A 17,765-nucleotide genomic window follows, 5' to 3' on the forward strand; every position below is an offset into this window, starting at 1 on the left:
TTCCCTCCTGTCATTAAAGTCGATCAGCTGCATCAGATAGCTGCTTTTGTCTCGACGTTGTGCTATCCAATTTGGTTTTCATTTCTTTGTTTAACTGATCCATTTCTAGTATGAACTTCTTACCGCTATCAATAATACGGACATTTGATTTTTCTGTAATCTCAATGGCTTCAAATACATCCTGATAGGCTTTTCGGAAGGATTCAATCGCAATGGCCGGTTTTTCAAGTGTTTTAACCGTTTCCTCCGTATTTTGCTTTAGCATTTCAGCATTTCGAAGTAGCATTGACTCTGTTGCTTCGTTAACATTTTGAACAGCGGAAATGACCTTCTGTTGGTTGCCGAGTGCTAACTGGATCGAAGCTGTAACCGTGATGATGTTCTTCGTCATCGTAACGGCATTGAAGATTGCTTCCTCTAACTTCTCATTATTTTCCATGATCAAATCGACGGAGGCCATAGACTGACGAAGAACCATGACAGCCTGTGACATATTCTTTACTCGACTAACGACTTTTTGTTGCGCCTTTTGGATCGGTAGGGGATTGTCTTTCCATTCGGTCTTAGCCGCTTCCTCATCAAGCATTGTCATGAGCGTCTGACCTAGCTCCATTTGCTCTTCTAAGCCGAAAATTCGATCTCTAGCCACATCTTTAAGTTCTTTTAACATCACATTATCTTCTTGTAGTTTATCTTTACCGGTTAAAAGAGACTCAACAATAACTTCAACTTGAGATTCTACCGTTTTATATTTCTTCGCATATTGCTCCACTTCATTACGACCCATGACCCGATTTAGCAGTTTGTTAAATTTATTTTTCTTTAAGTAAGAGGGCTCGAGTTCTGAAACGTGTTCTCTAAGTTTGTGTAGATTATCAGGTAAATCGTTATTCGGTTGATCAATCATTCCTTTAACTGGTCGCTTTAATGCTTCTAATGACTCACCGGCATCACGCTGGGCATCTTCACCTAGCCCAGATAAGGATTGAAGTATTTTATCTGTATCATCTTCATGATAAAAGCTTTGAATAATTTCCTCAGCTTTTTCACGTTGAGAGTTAACTTTTTCAGGCTGATTACTCATATATGACACTCCTTCAATAGAATGAAATCGTTTGGATTTACTTCCTACCATTCTATACGAATAGATTTCGCGAAAAGTTTCAAAACACCTTCAGCAAAACCTTTCCCTTTGCGAAATAAGTACAAACGTATCGCATGTAAAATAGTTGAAAGATGATGAGAGGGGTGATATGTTTTAAACGGATTTATTTTAACGTTAGGACGTGATGAAAGATGAAAAATGTAAAGCTCTACACCCAACCGGCATGTCCACCGTGCGAGTTTGTGAAAAATTATTTTCAAATGCATGGTGTCACATATGAACTGTTAAATATAAAAGAAAACCAGGCAGCGCGGAATGAGCTCATCAACGAGCACGGATCAATGTCCACGCCAACGATTGTCATTGATGGTGAAGTGATTATTGGATTTGAACAAGAACGGATTGATGAACTTCTTGATCTTTCGGCTTCTAAAATGAAGGATTGATAACTTGTTGAAAGAGGGTGGATGAAATGATTGAGAAATTTGTTCGCAATGATCGTCAGAAAGAGCTCCTGGATCTAGCTAGTAAGCATCGCGCTGAGCTTAAAGAGAGCGCTGAGCAAATTGACAAAGAAGCGCGCATTCCTGACGCCATTATAGCAAGTATGAAGGATTCAGGTTTTACTTCACTGCCCATTCCAGAGGAATTTGGTGGGAAAGGACTTTCCCTTTACGAATTAGTCCTAATTCAAGAGGAACTTGGAAAAGGCGAAGGAGCTGGTGCTCTATCAATTGGTTGGCACTTTGGTATTCTAAAAGACCTGCAGGACCGTCGCCCGTGGAACTTTCACACTTATAAAGGCCTATGCAAAAATGTTTTAAATGGAGCGCTTGTGAATAGAGCTCAAACAGAAGAGGAGACTGGTGATCCAACGAGAGGAGGACTGCCTGCAACGATCGCTACAGAAGTAGAGGGGGGCTATCAGCTTACTGGCCGAAAAACATTCACAACGTTAAGTCCACATCTTGACTCAGTGATTGTGAAATCGACGTTAAATGGTGTGCCGGCTGACTTTTTAGTATCAATGAATCAAGAAGGTGTGTCCCTTGAACAAACGTGGGAAGTTTTGGGGATGAGAGGAACGAGAAGTGATGATCTTGTCTTAAAAGACGTCTTCGTTCCGTCTGAAGCTCTCCTTGAAATTTATGATAAGGAACGCAAAACGGCATCCCTTCCTCCTGCCTGGTTACTTCATATCCCCGCTGTATATCTTGGGATTGCTGAATCTGCACGAGAAGAAGCGGTGAAATTTGTTAGTTCTTATCAACCGAACAGTTTAGATATTCCATTAAAAGATGTTCCCCATATCCAAGATAAGTTTGGGCGCATTTCCCTTGCGCTCTTAAGTGCTCGTCACTTTCTTTATTCGGTCGCAGAGCAGTGGGATCAGTATCCAGAAGAGCGAATGAACATGCAGGGACAGCTTTTTGCTGCGAAAACCCAGGCAGTGAAAGCTGCAATGGAAGCTGTTGACCTTTCCATGCGCATTGTTGGGGGGCGGAGCTTAATGAAAAAGAATCAGTTGGAACGCTTATACAGAGATGTTCGAGCGGGACTTCATAATCCTCCTAGTGATGAATTAACGCTACAAGTTCTTGCGATGAAGCAATTTTAAGATGAGTGTTTACTCCTTCTATAATTGGAAGGAGTTTCTTTTTGTTCTTATATGTGGATCTCATCCCTATGACTCCCTATTGTAAGTCTGCTGTTCTTCCTCTATCCTTTATGTCGTGTTAAAAGCTACTGAAAGGATGGGGTGTATGAAAAAGTCTGTTCTGACGATTTTAATGACAAGTCTCTTTTTTACGATGTTTTCTGCTCAGTCTCATCAAGTAGGGGCGGTTACTATGATGAAGGCACCTCCGATGATTGAAGAAGAGCAACCCGCAATTGCTCCTAGTGAAATGCCTGAACCGGAAACGAAGCAGGATGTGGCACTATTGCTTAACCTTCCTGTTAAAAATATGAATGATGTTAAGAAAGTAACGAAGGATCAATTTTCCGTTACCAACTATTCAATAGAAGAAATCGAAATGCTAGCCAAATTAGTTAATGGGGAAGCGAGAGGCGAAACGTTTGAAGGAAAAGTAGCAGTAGCTTCTGTAACCATTAATCGTGTTCTTTCTTCAAAATTTCCAAATAGCCTAAAAGAAGTAATCTTTGAAAGTGGCGCATACACGGCCGTCTCAGATGGTCAATATGATCAGCGTCCAGGACCTGAGTCCTACAAAGCAGTCTATGCAGCACTTAGTGGTCAAGATCCAAGTTCAGGCGCTTTGTTTTATTATAACCCTGAGATTGCAACGGACGATTGGATTCGGACAAGGCATATTATTAAAGAAATTGGCAAACATGTTTTCACAAGATAAAATCCTCCTGACGAAGGAGGATTTTATGATATCATCGACTTGTACCCACAGTTTGATGAAGGAGTGAAGCGAAAATGACACAGAAAAAAACGTTTCAACCAGGTGAAATAGTCACAGCAGGATATAAGACAGGTAGGTATATTGGAGAGGTTATAGACCTTAAGGATCCAAAAGCGGTTGTTAAAGTGCTTGCGGTGATGAAACACCCAACACAGGGCGATCTTCATAATCCAAAACAGCTAGATGTTCCGCTTTTCCATCAACGTAAAGCGCTGGCTCAATATGAGAAGGCGCTTGTGCCGTTATCAGCTATTAACCACTATGAAGGGGACGTTCCGAATTACAACGAATCGTTGCAAGAAGCCCTTGGTACACAAGAAGCTGAGTTAAAGCATGAAGGCGGAAGATGGGCAGAGGCCTCTCTCATTGAAATTGAAAAACTTAAAGAAGAGTATTTTCCGACAAGATAGTCTTCTTTACATCACTATTTAAATCGGGTAAGATATAGTATTGATTTAGGCTTGCAATAAGAAGTACTAAGTGAAGAAGACGTAAAGGGTGGTTTTTGATTTGCAATCAGAAGCTTCAGCATATCAAGTGCTGTTATATTATCAGTATGTAGAAATTGAAGATCCAGCTTATTTTGCTCGAAAGCATCTTAAGTTCTGTCAATCTTTGAATTTAAAAGGAAGAGTGCTTGTCGGTACAGAAGGAATTAACGGAACTGTATCAGGAACCGTTCAGGATACTGAGCGGTATATGGAAGAACTAAAAGCTGACGAACGCTTCCACGATATGGTGTTTAAAATTGACGAAGCAGATGGTCATACGTTTAAAAAGATGCACGTTCGACCACGTGAAGAGATTGTTTCATTAAGACTTGAGGAAGATGTTAATCCGAAAGAAATCACCGGTAACTACCTTGAGCCGAAGGAGTTTATGGAAGCACTAGAAGACGATGATGTGATTGTTATTGACGCTAGAAATGATTATGAGTATGATATTGGTCATTTCCGTAATGCCATTCGTCCTGACATTAAAGCATTTCGTGATCTTCCAAACTGGATCGAGCAGAATCTTGCCGACCAAAAGGACAAAAAAGTATTAACGTATTGCACGGGCGGAATTCGCTGTGAGAAATTTTCAGGATATTTATTAAAGAAAGGGTTCTCTGATGTTTCTCAGCTTCATGGTGGGATTGTCACGTACGGTAAAGACCCAGAAGTACAAGGCAAATATTTCGACGGTAAATGCTTTGTTTTTGATGATCGCCTTGCTGTACCTGTGAACCGTACTGATGAAGATAGGGTGATAGGGAAATGCTATCATTGCGAGGAACCGGCAGATACGTATATTAATTGTGCCAATGTTACGTGTGACAAGCTTCATATCGTTTGTGATTCTTGCAAAGAAGAACATCAGCACTATTGTTCATCAGCTTGTGAAGAAGAAGTTCACATGGCGCAAATGTAACGCAGCGGATACCGCTGCGTTTTTTTTACACTTAACCAGGGTGAGGAGGTACGTGGAGGTGTGTTTAATTGCTGTAGCAATACATGCTCATAAAAAATACCCTTTTATTTTAATCGCTAATCGAGACGAATTTTACGAGCGTCCAACAATGCCTGCGCATTATTGGGACGATGTACCTGGATTACTAGGTGGTCGTGATTTGAAAGCAATGGGAACATGGCTTGGTGTTACAACAAAAGGGAAAGTTGCGGCGCTTACAAATTATCGAGAACCTGGTGAAGAACCTAAGAAGCACTCAAGAGGCGATTTACCTACTGATTACTTACGACAGAATCAAACAGCAGAGGCATATTTAAAAACCGTTCAACAAAAGAAAGATCAGTACAATGGATTTAATTTACTTGCGGGAGATTTCAACACCCTTTATTACTATTCAAATAAGCAAAACCAAATTTCCAGAGTAGAAAGTGGCATTCATGCGGTAAGTAATCATTTATTGAATACGAACTGGCCGAAAGTAGAGATTCTTAAGGATGCGCTCACCCACTATATACGAGAAGAAAACGAACTTGATCAGGAACGGCTTTTTGAAATGCTCTCACACGCCGATGCTGCGCCAGATCATTTATTACCTGAAACAGGGGTACCAATCGAATGGGAGAGAATGCTTTCACCAGTATTTATTTCCTCTGAGAATTACGGTACAAGAGCGCAAACGATCATCACCGTTACACGGGATGGTCAAGTAACCTTTACCGAGCGATCAGGAAAGGATCAGGAAAACACATACCAATTTATCCTGAATGAGGAATAAAGTTTCAGGTACTGAATAAATTATGTGTTACCTGTAACTTTTCAATCTAAAATAAAGTAAGAGGTTCTAGTTTCAAAACGAGCATACAGGGGTATTGAGAGTTAATACTTATGAGGAGGGGTTTTTTTGAAAAGAAAGCGTCACTATCTTGAAGATCAGCTTTTGAGGGAATCACTTGATATGAGGGAATACCGAAAATATGATTCTGAAATGGTGACTAAAAAAAGACCAGTACTCCGTGAAAATAAAAAGAAAAAACCACTTATTCAAACCCTAGTATAAGCGAGGAAGAAATCCCTCGCTTTTTTTTATGAAAAAGGGTTGTGTTTTTTATAAAGCGATGATAAGATAAGTCTTGTCCTTGAAAAAACACAAGAAATTAAGTGTTGACAAAGAAACAGATTATATAGTAAGATAATGAAGTCGCTGTTTAATGGAGGATTAGCTCAGCTGGGAGAGCATCTGCCTTACAAGCAGAGGGTCGGCGGTTCGAGCCCGTCATCCTCCACCATTTCTTTTAAGTGTGTTATCACTAATAAAATCATGCCGGCCTAGCTCAATTGGTAGAGCAACTGACTTGTAATCAGTAGGTTGGGGGTTCAAGTCCTCTGGCCGGCACCACACATGCGGGTGTGGCGGAATTGGCAGACGCGCTAGACTTAGGATCTAGTGTCTTACGACGTGGGGGTTCAAGTCCCTTCACCCGCACCATATATTATTTTTGCGCCCGTAGCTCAATTGGATAGAGCGTCTGACTACGGATCAGAAGGTTAGGGATTCGACTTCTCTCGGGCGCACCATATTTCGGGGCCTTAGCTCAGCTGGGAGAGCGCCTGCCTTGCACGCAGGAGGTCAGCGGTTCGATCCCGCTAGGCTCCACCAACTATATATCGGAGGAATACCCAAGTCTGGCTGAAGGGATCGGTCTTGAAAACCGACAGGGGCTTAGTCGCCCGCGGGGGTTCGAATCCCTCTTCCTCCTCCATCTTTGCGGGTGTAGTTTAGTGGTAAAACCTCAGCCTTCCAAGCTGATGTCGTGGGTTCGATCCCCATCACCCGCTCCAATTTGTTGGCCCGTTGGTCAAGCGGTTAAGACACCGCCCTTTCACGGCGGTAACACGGGTTCGAATCCCGTACGGGTCACCAGCATCATTTAATGATATAATTTTTCTTAAGCATACTCAGGAGAGATGCTTTTTTGTTGTTTTCATTTCGGTACATCTCACTTGGATACCGCATACATTGCTGTATATAAGAGAGGGGATGGATCGAATGGTTTATGAAGAACATGAACATATTGCTTACCACTATGACAACACTGATGCTTATCGCCAGCAGCCAGTAGCACCAACATCGAGCCCACCTGCATCACCGCCTCCAAGACCAATGTCTTCTGCGCAAGCAGGAACGTTTGCTGTTGATCCTGGCTCAATCAGAAGATGCATGTATCGATTTACCTATATTTGGATGAGGGGTGGCAATTCGTTCTGGTTTTGGCCGGTATTTGTAGGACGTACGTCTGTATCCGGATTTCGTTGGACTGGTAGAAGGTGGGTTTATACAGGAATTAGCTTAAGAAGAATTGACATGTTTCAATGCTAAATCGTGGAGCGCTTACATGAGGCGCTCTTTTTCATGACTTCATTGTGAAAATTAGCGTAAATATCTGGCTTTTTTTAATAGATCGTGCGAAAATAAGACTAATTATTGATCTTCGAAAGTCAGGTGCACATAATGAAATTCCCTCTATGGATGAGAAAGTTATTTGTAGCATTTGTCGCTGTTATGACGTTAGGAACGGTTATTCCTACTGGATACCTGGCAGATGAAAAAAACGAGCCGTCAGAGACGTATCAGGAGGAAGGCCATCTTCTTCTCGATTCATTGGACGAGCCTTTAGGGTTATCGGAACCTTCGGAAGAAGAGGCTACAGATTGGCCGACAATTGCAGCTCAAGTGCCTTCTTCTGAATTACTTGCGCATTTTGTCACTTATGCAAGTAGTCAGTCAGAAGAACAGGGATTATCAAAGTTTGGAGAAGCGATTTCAACTCGTGTAGGTAGCGAATATTCGGAGTCAATCGTTCCCAAAATGACAGAAGCCATTGCAGCATCTGTTGCAGATCTCGACATTGAAGAACTTAGGACGCTTCGTTTAACGGAATCACCGTCTGGCGGATATGGAGAGCGGATTCTTCATGTATACAGCGAACAGAGTGGAGAAGACCTTTTGCGCTTTCACGTTCGAAGAGATCATCCACCTCAGGATGGCTACTGGTTTAACTTTCACTATCATGCAGCAGATGATAATTTTGAAGAGCATTATGAAGTAGGTAAAATTTATTGGGATAAAAACACTCCGCCTAAGTGGCTCTCTTAAGAGAGGTGCGCGGGGTGTTTTTGGTTGGAGAGTAGTAAGGGAGGATTACAGCCTAGATGGAACTTGTACAATGCATTAGAGATGTTTTTGAAGAAGAACCGCTTGTCGGTTCAGAAAACCCGTTTCAGCGGAAATTATTTAAAGAGGGAAATTTTTATCCGGTTTACAGGGATGAACACAATAGTTGGATTACACTCGATGAAGAAGGCGAACAGCATATCATTGCAACAGGGATTTTGTTAAATGATGATTTTTGGTTCACATTTCGGTTTCGAATCGCATAAAAAAAGCCGCAGCGTGCGGCTTTTACTTCTTTTTAGGGCGCGCGTTTTGCGGGCCTCTTTTTTTATTCATCAGAAGAGCGTCTTCGCCCTCTTTTTTGCCCTGTACCCCGGTTTTAGGATCATAAGCATTACGGTTTTTCATACAAGTGCCTCCTCTACTTAGATTCATCACTTAGTATGTCCGATTCTCCTTAAAACATCGGGTTTTCTTCGATGAACTGGTAGACGTTATCAACAAGTTCATCTGGCGTTTCACCTGTCACACGTTCGCCATTTACAAGGCAGTACATTTCTTGGCTACATAGCGTGCAATGGCCAAGACAGGAATATTCAAGGACGTCTAGGTCCGTATCTTTTTCTAGTGTTTCCATTGCTTTATGTGAACCGCTTGAAAGATTGCTCATGCAAAATTCTACAATTGGATTCATTTCTATTCACCTCAAGTTTTCCTCACAAATTCATAACTGTTTCCATTCTACCAAGAAGGGAGGAAAATGGACAACCATTTGCATGGACGAAGAAACATATTGACTATGACTCATATAATTTGTAAGAGAAGGGTTTATTTCTTTATAATTAGGAAAAATAACATAATGAAGTCGATAGAGGAGGGTCATTATGCATAAAGCAGTTATTGTAGGAACAGGACCAGCAGGTTTAACAGCAGCGATTTACCTTGCGAGAGCAAATATGGATCCGCTTGTCATTGAAGGGCCGGAACCTGGTGGTCAGCTTACGTTAACAACTGATGTAGAAAATTTCCCCGGGTTTCCGGATGGTGTTCTTGGCCCTGAATTGATGGAAAACATGAAGAAGCAGGCGCTCCGTTTTGGTGCAACAATCGAACGCGGCTGGGTGAAGGACATTGATTTTAGTGAACGTCCTTTTAAATTAACAACGGATACGCTTGGCGACATCGTGGCAGAATCAGTTCTTATTTCGACTGGTGCTTCAGCGAAGCTTCTTGGAATTCCAGGTGAATCAGAGAATATGGGCAGAGGTGTAAGTACATGTGCGACGTGTGATGGCTTTTTCTTCCGTGGTAAAAAAATCGTCGTAATTGGTGGAGGAGACTCTGCGATGGAAGAAGCCACTTTTTTAACAAAATTTGCTTCGGAAGTAACCATCCTTCATCGAAGAAAGGATTTACGTGCCTCAAAAATCATGCAAGAGCGCGCACGAACTAACGAAAAAATCAGCTGGAAACTCAATGCTTCACCTATTGAGGTTGTGGCCGAAAACAATAAAGTTAGTGGTATTAAAGTGAAGGATAGTGATTCCGGAAAAGAAGAAATTGTGAAAACGGATGGTATTTTCGTTGCCATAGGCCACCGTCCAAACACAGATTTTCTTCAGGGTAAACTTAACATGGACGATAAAGGTTATATCCAAGTGGAACCAGGAACCACCAGAACGAATGTTCCAGGTGTATTTGCATGTGGCGATGTTCAGGATTTTACTTACCGACAAGCGATTACAGCAGCAGGAACAGGCTGTATGGCTGCGATGGATTGTGAGCGGTTCTTAGAAGGTAACGCCTTTATTGATTGGAGTATGTAAACATGAAAGCGCAGGGCAGGTGCCCTACGCTTTTTTAATGGATATCGATATAGTTTGAATCGTTTTGAATGCGGTCGGCTTTTGGAATTTTAATTTCAAGAATGCCGTTTTCGTATTTTCCCTTCACATTTTTCATTGAGAAGTGATAAGGCAGTTTGATCGTGCGACTCGTACTCGCATAAGAGCGTTCTTGTTTATAATACTTTTGCTTATCGTTTCGTGTTTCTTGATATTCTTTCGACTCGATTGAAATGCGCAGTCCATCTCCAAGCGGTTCAACCTTAATTTGTTCTTTTGAAATACCAGGTAACTCTGCCTCTACGATAAAAGCAGCATCCGTTTCATATAGGTCAACGCGAAACGATTGCGCAGGCAGCAAATTGGCAAACGGCTCTTTAAAAAAATCATCAAACGTGTTCATCCAATTTTGAATAGCAGGATCTTGAAACAGTTTCGGCAATTTATCGCCTTTACCCATTTAACATTCATCCTTTCCAACATTTCTGATATAAAGTATGTGTGCCCATGGAAAATGTTCCTTTTGGCTGTTTTTTACAAGGGATTCTAAAGTTACTTCTCTACTTTCTTCATGTTACAATGGTCAGTAGAGAATTAAAGGAGGAGTACGATGAAGACTTATTTGCAGCTTTGCGAAGAGATTTTACATAACGGAACAAAAAAATCCGATCGAACAGGTACAGGTACAATGAGTGTGTTTGGTCACCAAATGCGCTTTGATTTGCAGGAGGGTTTTCCTGCATTAACAACAAAAAAACTTCATCTAAGATCCATTATTCATGAGCTACTTTGGTTTTTAAAAGGGGATACAAACGTAAAGTATCTTCAAGATAACGGCGTGCGTATTTGGAATGAATGGGCTGATGAAAACGGGGAGCTTGGTCCTGTTTACGGTCATCAATGGCGTTCATGGACAGGCGCAGACGGATCGACAGTCGATCAAATTGCGAAAGTGGTTGAACAAATCAAAACAAACCCGAATTCAAGAAGGATGATCGTAACAGCATGGAATCCTTCTGAAGTTGACGATATGGCTTTGCCTCCATGTCACTGTCTTTTCCAGTTTTACGTAGCGGATGGTAAACTTTCTTGTCAGCTTTATCAGCGGTCTGCTGATGTTTTTCTTGGTGTACCATTTAACATCGCTTCATATGCACTTCTCACTATGATGATGGCACAAGTGTGTGACTTAGAGCCCGGTGAGTTTATTCATACGTTAGGCGATGCTCACATTTATAACAACCATATCGAGCAAGTTCAGCTTCAACTTACGCGTGATCCGAAAGATTTACCCAAAATGAAAATCAATCCAGAAGTGAAATCCATCTTTGATTTCTCATTTGAGGATTTTGAATTAACGGATTATCATCCTCATCCTCATATTAAAGGAGAGGTTTCTGTATGATTTCATTTCTTCTTGCAATGGATGAAAAGCAGCTAATTGGTAAAGACAACGATCTTCCATGGCATCTGCCAGCTGATCTTGCTTACTTTAAACGAATGACCACTGGAAAGTCGATCGTGATGGGAAGAAAAACGTTTGAATCGATTGGAAAAGCGTTACCAGGACGTGAAAACTATCTAATTACGAGAAGAAATCTCGAATATGAAGGGGTTACGGTTCTCCATTCAATCGAAGCTTTTCTCGATCTTACAAAGCGTGAAGAAAAAGAGTGGTTTGTGATCGGTGGAGCGGAGATTTATCGTCAAATTCTGCCGCATGCGGATCGACTATATATTACCGAAATTCATGAAACGTTTAACGGGGATACTTATTTCCCTGATTTCTCTAAAGAGGATTGGAATGAAACATCCAGAGAAAAACATGAAAGAGATGACCGAAATCAACATGATTTTGATTTTGTAGTATACGATCGAGTCTAATAAAAAGAATCCCCCGTGAACTTCACGGGGGATTCTTTGATCACTATGTTTTTGGAAAGGTAAAACCTTCTCCAAAAACGTCTCGCACATCATGAACGACAACAAAAGCTTTATCATCCACTTGTTGAATCATTTTTTTGAGAAGAAAAAGCTCCTGTTTGTTAATCACAACGTATAGAATATCTTTTGATTCATTTGAATAGTGACCTCGTGCATTAATGACTGTAACACCTCGGTCCATTTCTTCGCTTACTTTTTCGGCGATTGCGACGGTGCTAGTTGAAATAATCGTAACGGCTTTTCGCGTATCAAATCCATCAATTAAATAGTCCAATATCTTCGTACTAATATAGATAGAAATTCCCGTATACATCGTATTTTCAATTCCAATAACGACAGAAGAACCGAGAACGACTAGAATATCGAATACAAACATCGATGTACTAACGCTCCATCCAAAGTGCTGGTTAAGCATTCTGGCTACAATTGTAGAGCCGCCGGTTGTTCCACCGGAGCGAAGAACAAGACCAAGTCCGATCCCGATGAACACACCTGCAAAGACAGTACCAAGCATGATATCAAGAGGTTCGCCCATTCCCTCAGTGAGCTGGATAAATAGGGAGCTAAAGAAAATGGCAAGCATTGTGTACCAAGTTACTCGTTTGTTTAGTACTTTGTATCCAATCGCTAAAAGTACAGCGTTCATTACAAAGTTCGTAATTCCCGGTGACCAATCAAGAATATAATATAGCGTCATGGAAATACCGGTTACGCCACCTTCACCTAATTCATTCGGAATCGCAAACAAGTTTACTCCAAGCGCAAAGAATAGCGATCCAATAATAATTAAAGTGATTTCTTTTCCGGTGTTATTCATTTTATCACTCCGTTCTGTTCCTGAATACGTAGGATAATATATCATATCGGATAAAGTCGAACAAGATTGTTCAACAATATTGTTCAAAAAAACAATCCATATGTTAAAATGAGGGAAAAGAAAGGTAAGGCGGGTCTTGAGATATGCGAAAAGAAACGGTCGAGCAAAAAGTATATCAGCTTATTAAGAATGCAATATTGAGGAGACAAATTGCACCCGGAAATCAGCTGTTTGAAAGTGCAATTGCAGCGAAAGTAAATGCTAGCAGAACGCCGATTCGTAGCGCCATTTCGAAGTTAGAAGCAGAGGGACTTGTCGATGTCATTCCGAATAAAGGGGCATTTATCGTTCAACCGACAATGGAAGAGATGATTCAGGCTTTTGAAATGAGAAAAGTCTTAGAAGAAATGGCAGTCAGAGAAGGATACTCTAAACTAGTGAAAACACATATAGCGTTGTTAAAATCTCATACAGAGGAGATGAGTAAAGCTTTTGAAGCGGGGGACATGCTTGTATACCATGAGCAAAATAAAGCGTTTCATCTTATAATGGCAAATGCGAGTGGAAATCGTTATTTAATTGATTTTATGGAGAAGATATTAAACCAAATCACCATTTATATGATTTTGTATGATGTTTTTAGAGAAAATGATGATAATGATCTTCTCGAACATCATCAAATGAATCAGCTTATCGAGAAGAATGATAAGGGGAGCCTTCTTCAAGTGGTTAAGGAACACCTTAATCATAGTTTAGCAAAGCTCGAGAATGACAAGCACAAATATCAGTCGCTTACGAAATTATTCTAAAGAAAGACGAGCTGTGTATAGCTCGTCTAAGTAAGTTCCCTTATTCTGCAGGTCTCGGACCGGCATCCAGACCAGAACTTTCAACAGTCATCATAGGTTTTACTTCACAATCACCGTTAACACGAACTTGACAGGAAAGACGTAGGTTTTCTTCTACACCTTTTTTCTTGAATGCTTCCTGCTCAATTTCTGTGAGATCTCCAAACTCCCCATTCATTACTTCAACACGGCAAGTTGTGCATTTTGCTTTACCACCGCACCGGTGAAGCACCTGAACTCCGTTATCTTCAAGTGCAAGAGTTAATTTTGTTCCTTCTTCTACGTCAAATGATCCATGGTCTGGTACTGTTACTTTAGCCAAAGAAATTCCTCCTTTATAAATCGTTCCCCGTTCACTTACTATCATATCGGAAATATGTACTCGTTTGAAGCACTCTTTTAATTGTAAAATTTCGTCGAATGATGTGTAAAGAATAGAAGGAAGGGTAAATAAGAAGTAGTAAAGATGAACCAGGAGGAAAAACATGGATAAAAAATATTTTACTTTAGAGGAAGCGAATAATTTATTACCCATGATTAAAAGAGAGCTCGCCGGATTAAAGCGTTTAAAAGCCCAGTTTAATGAACATTATGATCAAATTGAGCAACATAAAAAAACGCTTCTTTATCGCCATAAAACAAAAGTAGATGAGGATATTCTATTTAAAAAAGAAGCGCGTATGGAATTTATGGAATTAGAGGCACAAACGTTTATCAATAATATTATGGCCCTTGGTGTCGAAATAAAAAACGTAGATGAAGGGTTAATTGATTTTCCAGCCGTTATCAATGGAAAAAAAGTGCTACTTTGTTGGAAAGAAGGGGAAAGCGAGGTATCCTTTTTTCATTCTGATCTTGGAGGGTTTAGCCAAAGGGAACCGATTGAAAACATCATTAAAGAAGAAGAGCAGGGCTGAGGTCGTTCAGCCCCTTTTTTTGAACAGTTTATAAATTTCAATTACCGTATTAGTATAGAAAATAAAATATTGCTTACCTTAAGAAACGAGGGAGGTGAAGCAATGAAAAATCCTAAGCAAAATCAGAAGCATGAGACAGAATTTGCGAGTGAGCTTGCAGCTGATCAGAACAATAATAAGAAACATAAAAAAAATAAAAAACAGAAAAAGAATGCCTAACAAAAAGAAGCTCTGAATGGAGCTTCTTTTCTTTATGAAAGTAGTTGATTAGTTCCCTTCTATCTCTAAAACAGTTAAAATAGAAAGCAGACTAAAGAGAGAAAAGGATGAGGATCATGAGCTTGTTACAGGCTGAATCAATCACCAAGTCATATGGAGAAAAAACATTATTCGATGAAATATCTTTTTCGCTCGAAGATAAGCAAAGAATCGGATTAATCGGTGTTAACGGGACTGGAAAATCATCATTGCTTAAAATCCTTGCGGGGCTTGAATCAATGGATCGTGGCAAACTTTATCACGCGAATCAATTTCATGTGGAATATTTACCTCAAGATCCTGTATTTATAGAAAAGAAAACGATTCTTGAAACGGTTTTTGATAGTGACGTTCCACTTTTTAATACGGTGCGGAAATATGAAGAGGCACTTCAAATCGTTATGAATCATCCCGAAAAAGAATCTGCTCAAGAAAAGTTGCTTCAAGCACAAGAAGACATGGATCGTCTTCAAGCATGGGATTTTAGTACACAAGCTAAAACAATCTTAACGAAGCTAGGTCTCCATGATTTTGAGGCAAAGGTTAATGCATTATCAGGTGGTCAACAGAAGCGGGTGGCACTAGCAAAAGCATTTATTAATCCTGCCGATTTATTAATTCTTGATGAACCTACAAACCATATTGATAATGCTACAGTAGAGTGGCTCGAGCAGTATCTTGCGAGCTATTCGGGCACGCTATTACTTGTCACACATGACCGGTACTTTCTTAATCGCGTAACGAATCGTATTTTTGAATTAGATAAGGGGCGGTTATTTGAATATGATGGAAACTATGCGACGTTTTTAGAACAAAAAGCGTTGCGAGAAGAACGTGAAGCAAAAGAAGAAGATAAGCATAACAAATTACTTAAGAGTGAACTCGAATGGCTAAAAAAGGGAGCTAAAGCAAGAACCACAAAACAAAAAGCCAGGAAACAAAGAATTGAAAACATGAAAGAAGTACCTGGGCGTGCGACTGAAGGCAATGTAGATATGGCATTAGGGGCTAGTCGACTAGGCAAAAAGGTGATTGAAGCAACTGACCTTACAAAAACCATTAATGGTCGCATTTTGACTGATCGCTTTAACTATCTTGTCCTTCCTCAAGACCGAATAGGCATCATCGGACCCAATGGTTCTGGTAAAACAACATTACTCAATATGCTTGCAGGTCGGATTGCCCCTGACGCTGGTCACGTTGAAATTGGGGTCACAGTTAAGCCTGGTTTTTACACCCAACAAAATGAAGGGCTTGATGAATCTCTAAGAGTTATTGAGTACATTCGAGAAGGGGGAGAAGAGGTTCGCCTACGTAAAGGCGGTACCGTTTCAGCTTCCCAAATGCTTGAGCGATTTTTATTTTCACCTGATATGCAGTGGACTTACATATCCCGATTGTCCGGTGGAGAGAAAAGAAGGTTATATTTGCTTCGCATTCTAATGGAAGAACCAAATGTCCTTTTTCTTGATGAACCTACGAACGATTTGGATGTTCAAACGTTAGCGGTATTGGAAGACTACCTTGCTGATTTCCCAGGGGCTGTTATTACTGTCTCTCACGATCGCTATTTCCTTGATAAGATCGCAGAGCAACTTTTTGTTTTTGATGGCACAGGAAAGATTGATCATTATTATGGCTCTTACTCTGATTACCTTGACGTTGTAAAAAGAGAAAAAGAACTTGAAGCACAAGATAAAAAGCAATCGAGTCAAAAAGAAAACATTGTAAATGAAAAGCCTAAGCAAGTGAAATTGTCCTATAAAGAAAAGAAAGAATGGGAAACCATTGGGGACACAATTGAGAAAATAGAGCAGCGCATTGAAGACGTGAAGAATGAAATTGCAGAATCAGGAAGTGATTTTGCCAAAGTAGACGAGCTCTATAAAGAAGAGCAGGCTCTTTCAATGAAGCTAGAAGAAAAAATTGAACGTTGGTCTGAGCTCTCGGAAAAAATGGAATAAGCAATACAAGATCCTACCATACACGCTGGTAGGATCTTTTTATTGTGTCTATTTCTTTTAACTAGGAGTAAAGGGAAAAAACTATGAAATAAAACTTCACAATGTCTTTAGAATATTTTGAGAAACGAAGTAAAAAGTGGTATAATAATTCAGAAAGTTACGAATCTAGAGAGAAGGGAGAAAATTTGTGAAGTTTTATTTATCGGTAGATATGGAAGGAATATCAGGACTTGTTGATGACTCGTTTATTGATTCGAGCAAGCGGCACTACGAACGCGGGCAGGAAATCATGACAGAGGAAGCCAATCATGTGATTGAATCGGCATTTGGATGTGGATGTTCAGCGATAACGGTGAATGATAGTCATTCAAAAATGAACAACTTGCTTTTTGAGAAACTTCACCCTGAAGCAAGGCTCATTTCAGGAGATGTGAAACCTTATTCAATGGTTCAAGGGTTGGACAGTACATATGAAGGAATGGGAATGATTGGCTATCACGCACGCGCTGGCACTCCGGGTGCAATGTCTCATTCCATGTTTCACAATGTAAGAAATTTCTACATAAATGAGCAAGTTGTTGGAGAGCTGGGAATGAATGCTTACGTTGCAGGATATTTGGGTGTTCCAGTATTGTTTGCCGCTGGTGATGATCGAGCAGCACTTGAAGCTGAACAGCTAATCCCAAATATTACAACTGCTGTAGTTAAAGAATCGATTTCGCGATCTTCTGCGCTTTTATTTTCTCCCCATAAAACAGAAAGGATTTTGCGTGAACAGACAGAGAAGGCGTTTGTTAACAGACACAATGTCGAACCTTTAGTTCCTCCTCGTGAGCCTGATCTTCGCATTGAATTTACTAATTATGGACAAGCCGAGTGGGCGAGCCTGATGCCTGGTGTCGAAATTGAAACAGAAACCACCGTTAAATATCAAGCGAAAAATATGCTTGAAGCTTATCGAGCCATGCTTGTGATGACAGAATTAGCATCTAGAACAACATTTAGCTAGAAA

The 17,765-nt window shown here is 40.4% G+C and carries 22 protein-coding genes and 8 tRNA genes; 25 read left to right on the top strand and 5 right to left on the bottom strand.

Annotated features, from left to right (window positions below):
- Positions 1–13 precede the first annotated feature (13 nt).
- On the bottom strand, positions 14–1,084 hold the full coding sequence (locus LCL91_RS03690) for a toxic anion resistance protein (RefSeq protein ID WP_224880022.1): 1,071 nt from the start codon (positions 1,082–1,084) through the stop codon (positions 14–16).
- Between the two features lie 212 nt (positions 1,085–1,296).
- Here LCL91_RS03690 and LCL91_RS03695 point away from each other — a divergent pair, with 212 nt between their 5' ends.
- The 18 genes from LCL91_RS03695 to LCL91_RS03780 all read left to right on the top strand — a co-directional run bounded on the left by LCL91_RS03695 (position 1,297) and on the right by LCL91_RS03780 (position 8,427).
- Positions 1,297–1,551, top strand: a complete 255-nt coding sequence (locus tag LCL91_RS03695; RefSeq protein WP_224880024.1) for a glutaredoxin domain-containing protein — start codon at positions 1,297–1,299, stop codon at positions 1,549–1,551.
- 26 nt (positions 1,552–1,577) lie between these two features.
- Positions 1,578–2,723, top strand: coding sequence for an acyl-CoA dehydrogenase family protein (locus LCL91_RS03700; protein WP_224880026.1), 1,146 nt, complete (start codon positions 1,578–1,580; stop codon positions 2,721–2,723).
- Positions 2,724–2,868: 145 nt separating this feature from the next.
- Entirely contained in the window at positions 2,869–3,477 is a 609-nt protein-coding gene (locus LCL91_RS03705) for a cell wall hydrolase (RefSeq protein ID WP_224880029.1), read from the top strand.
- A gap of 74 nt (positions 3,478–3,551) precedes the next feature.
- A complete protein-coding gene (locus LCL91_RS03710; RefSeq protein WP_224880030.1) occupies positions 3,552–3,947 on the top strand; it encodes a kinase-associated lipoprotein B in 396 nt (131 codons plus the stop codon).
- Positions 3,948–4,047: 100 nt separating this feature from the next.
- The gene (locus LCL91_RS03715) at positions 4,048–4,950 is read left to right on the top strand and encodes a rhodanese-related sulfurtransferase (RefSeq protein ID WP_224880032.1); all 903 of its coding nucleotides are present in this window, start codon (positions 4,048–4,050) and stop codon (positions 4,948–4,950) included.
- A gap of 58 nt (positions 4,951–5,008) precedes the next feature.
- Positions 5,009–5,764: an NRDE family protein gene (locus LCL91_RS03720; RefSeq protein ID WP_224880034.1), complete on the top strand. Its 756-nt coding sequence runs from the start codon at positions 5,009–5,011 to the stop codon at positions 5,762–5,764.
- A 126-nt stretch (positions 5,765–5,890) separates the two neighbouring features.
- Positions 5,891–6,046 carry a hypothetical protein gene (locus tag LCL91_RS03725; RefSeq protein ID WP_224880037.1) on the top strand — a complete coding sequence of 52 codons (156 nt, stop codon included), beginning with the start codon at positions 5,891–5,893 and terminating at the stop codon, positions 6,044–6,046.
- A gap of 153 nt (positions 6,047–6,199) precedes the next feature.
- Positions 6,200–6,275: transfer RNA gene (locus LCL91_RS03730), tRNA-Val, on the top strand.
- Positions 6,276–6,309: 34 nt separating this feature from the next.
- Positions 6,310–6,385, top strand: a tRNA-Thr gene (locus LCL91_RS03735).
- 5 nt (positions 6,386–6,390) lie between these two features.
- Positions 6,391–6,475 (top strand) — tRNA-Leu (locus tag LCL91_RS03740).
- 12 nt (positions 6,476–6,487) lie between these two features.
- Positions 6,488–6,564 (top strand) — tRNA-Arg (locus tag LCL91_RS03745).
- A 6-nt stretch (positions 6,565–6,570) separates the two neighbouring features.
- Positions 6,571–6,646: transfer RNA gene (locus tag LCL91_RS03750), tRNA-Ala, on the top strand.
- A gap of 10 nt (positions 6,647–6,656) precedes the next feature.
- Positions 6,657–6,749: transfer RNA gene (locus LCL91_RS03755), tRNA-Ser, on the top strand.
- Between the two features lie 5 nt (positions 6,750–6,754).
- Positions 6,755–6,828 (top strand) — tRNA-Gly (locus LCL91_RS03760).
- A 7-nt stretch (positions 6,829–6,835) separates the two neighbouring features.
- Positions 6,836–6,910, top strand: a tRNA-Glu gene (locus LCL91_RS03765).
- A 126-nt stretch (positions 6,911–7,036) separates the two neighbouring features.
- Entirely contained in the window at positions 7,037–7,366 is a 330-nt protein-coding gene (locus LCL91_RS03770) for a transporter (RefSeq protein ID WP_224880040.1), read from the top strand.
- 132 nt (positions 7,367–7,498) lie between these two features.
- On the top strand, positions 7,499–8,143 hold the full coding sequence (locus LCL91_RS03775) for a YpjP family protein (RefSeq protein ID WP_224880042.1): 645 nt from the start codon (positions 7,499–7,501) through the stop codon (positions 8,141–8,143).
- Between the two features lie 56 nt (positions 8,144–8,199).
- Complete coding sequence (locus LCL91_RS03780; protein WP_224880044.1) at positions 8,200–8,427, top strand: hypothetical protein; 228 nt, start codon at positions 8,200–8,202, stop codon at positions 8,425–8,427.
- A gap of 191 nt (positions 8,428–8,618) precedes the next feature.
- On the opposite strand, the gene LCL91_RS03785 is transcribed toward LCL91_RS03780, so the two are convergent.
- Positions 8,619–8,855, bottom strand: coding sequence for a YuzB family protein (locus LCL91_RS03785; RefSeq protein WP_098443574.1), 237 nt, complete (start codon positions 8,853–8,855; stop codon positions 8,619–8,621).
- 190 nt (positions 8,856–9,045) lie between these two features.
- Here LCL91_RS03785 and trxB point away from each other — a divergent pair, with 190 nt between their 5' ends.
- Positions 9,046–9,987: a thioredoxin-disulfide reductase gene (gene trxB / locus LCL91_RS03790; protein ID WP_224880047.1), complete on the top strand. Its 942-nt coding sequence runs from the start codon at positions 9,046–9,048 to the stop codon at positions 9,985–9,987.
- A 34-nt stretch (positions 9,988–10,021) separates the two neighbouring features.
- Here trxB and LCL91_RS03795 read toward each other — a convergent pair whose 3' ends face one another.
- Positions 10,022–10,465 carry an Hsp20/alpha crystallin family protein gene (locus tag LCL91_RS03795; RefSeq protein WP_098443576.1) on the bottom strand — a complete coding sequence of 148 codons (444 nt, stop codon included), beginning with the start codon at positions 10,463–10,465 and terminating at the stop codon, positions 10,022–10,024.
- 150 nt (positions 10,466–10,615) lie between these two features.
- Here LCL91_RS03795 and LCL91_RS03800 point away from each other — a divergent pair, with 150 nt between their 5' ends.
- Together LCL91_RS03800 and LCL91_RS03805 are read left to right on the top strand one after the other, a co-directional pair.
- Positions 10,616–11,410, top strand: a complete 795-nt coding sequence (locus tag LCL91_RS03800; RefSeq protein ID WP_224880049.1) for a thymidylate synthase — start codon at positions 10,616–10,618, stop codon at positions 11,408–11,410.
- Positions 11,407–11,889, top strand: coding sequence for a dihydrofolate reductase (locus LCL91_RS03805; protein WP_224880051.1), 483 nt, complete (start codon positions 11,407–11,409; stop codon positions 11,887–11,889). The genes LCL91_RS03800 and LCL91_RS03805 overlap by 4 nt, the downstream gene beginning before the upstream one ends.
- Positions 11,890–11,932: 43 nt before the next feature.
- Here the strand turns inward: LCL91_RS03805 and LCL91_RS03810 are convergent, their stop codons facing one another.
- Complete coding sequence (locus LCL91_RS03810; protein ID WP_224880054.1) at positions 11,933–12,766, bottom strand: YitT family protein; 834 nt, start codon at positions 12,764–12,766, stop codon at positions 11,933–11,935.
- A 143-nt stretch (positions 12,767–12,909) separates the two neighbouring features.
- Here LCL91_RS03810 and LCL91_RS03815 point away from each other — a divergent pair, with 143 nt between their 5' ends.
- Positions 12,910–13,575 (top strand): GntR family transcriptional regulator, encoded by a 666-nt coding sequence (locus LCL91_RS03815; RefSeq protein WP_224880056.1) that lies wholly within the window; start codon positions 12,910–12,912, stop codon positions 13,573–13,575.
- Between the two features lie 40 nt (positions 13,576–13,615).
- On the opposite strand, the gene LCL91_RS03820 is transcribed toward LCL91_RS03815, so the two are convergent.
- Positions 13,616–13,936 carry a 2Fe-2S iron-sulfur cluster-binding protein gene (locus LCL91_RS03820; RefSeq protein WP_098443581.1) on the bottom strand — a complete coding sequence of 107 codons (321 nt, stop codon included), beginning with the start codon at positions 13,934–13,936 and terminating at the stop codon, positions 13,616–13,618.
- 163 nt (positions 13,937–14,099) lie between these two features.
- On the opposite strand from LCL91_RS03820, the gene LCL91_RS03825 reads away from it, so the two are divergent.
- From LCL91_RS03825 to LCL91_RS03835, 3 genes are all read left to right on the top strand, one after another.
- Positions 14,100–14,531, top strand: a complete 432-nt coding sequence (locus LCL91_RS03825; protein WP_224880058.1) for a DUF2203 domain-containing protein — start codon at positions 14,100–14,102, stop codon at positions 14,529–14,531.
- Between the two features lie 335 nt (positions 14,532–14,866).
- Positions 14,867–16,753 (top strand): ABC-F family ATP-binding cassette domain-containing protein, encoded by a 1,887-nt coding sequence (locus LCL91_RS03830; protein WP_224880060.1) that lies wholly within the window; start codon positions 14,867–14,869, stop codon positions 16,751–16,753.
- Between the two features lie 187 nt (positions 16,754–16,940).
- On the top strand, positions 16,941–17,762 hold the full coding sequence (locus LCL91_RS03835) for a M55 family metallopeptidase (protein WP_224880062.1): 822 nt from the start codon (positions 16,941–16,943) through the stop codon (positions 17,760–17,762).
- Positions 17,763–17,765 lie beyond the last annotated feature (3 nt).

The organism is Guptibacillus hwajinpoensis, from assembly GCF_020171785.1.
Lineage (GTDB): Bacteria > Bacillota > Bacilli > Bacillales > Guptibacillaceae > Guptibacillus > Guptibacillus sedimenti.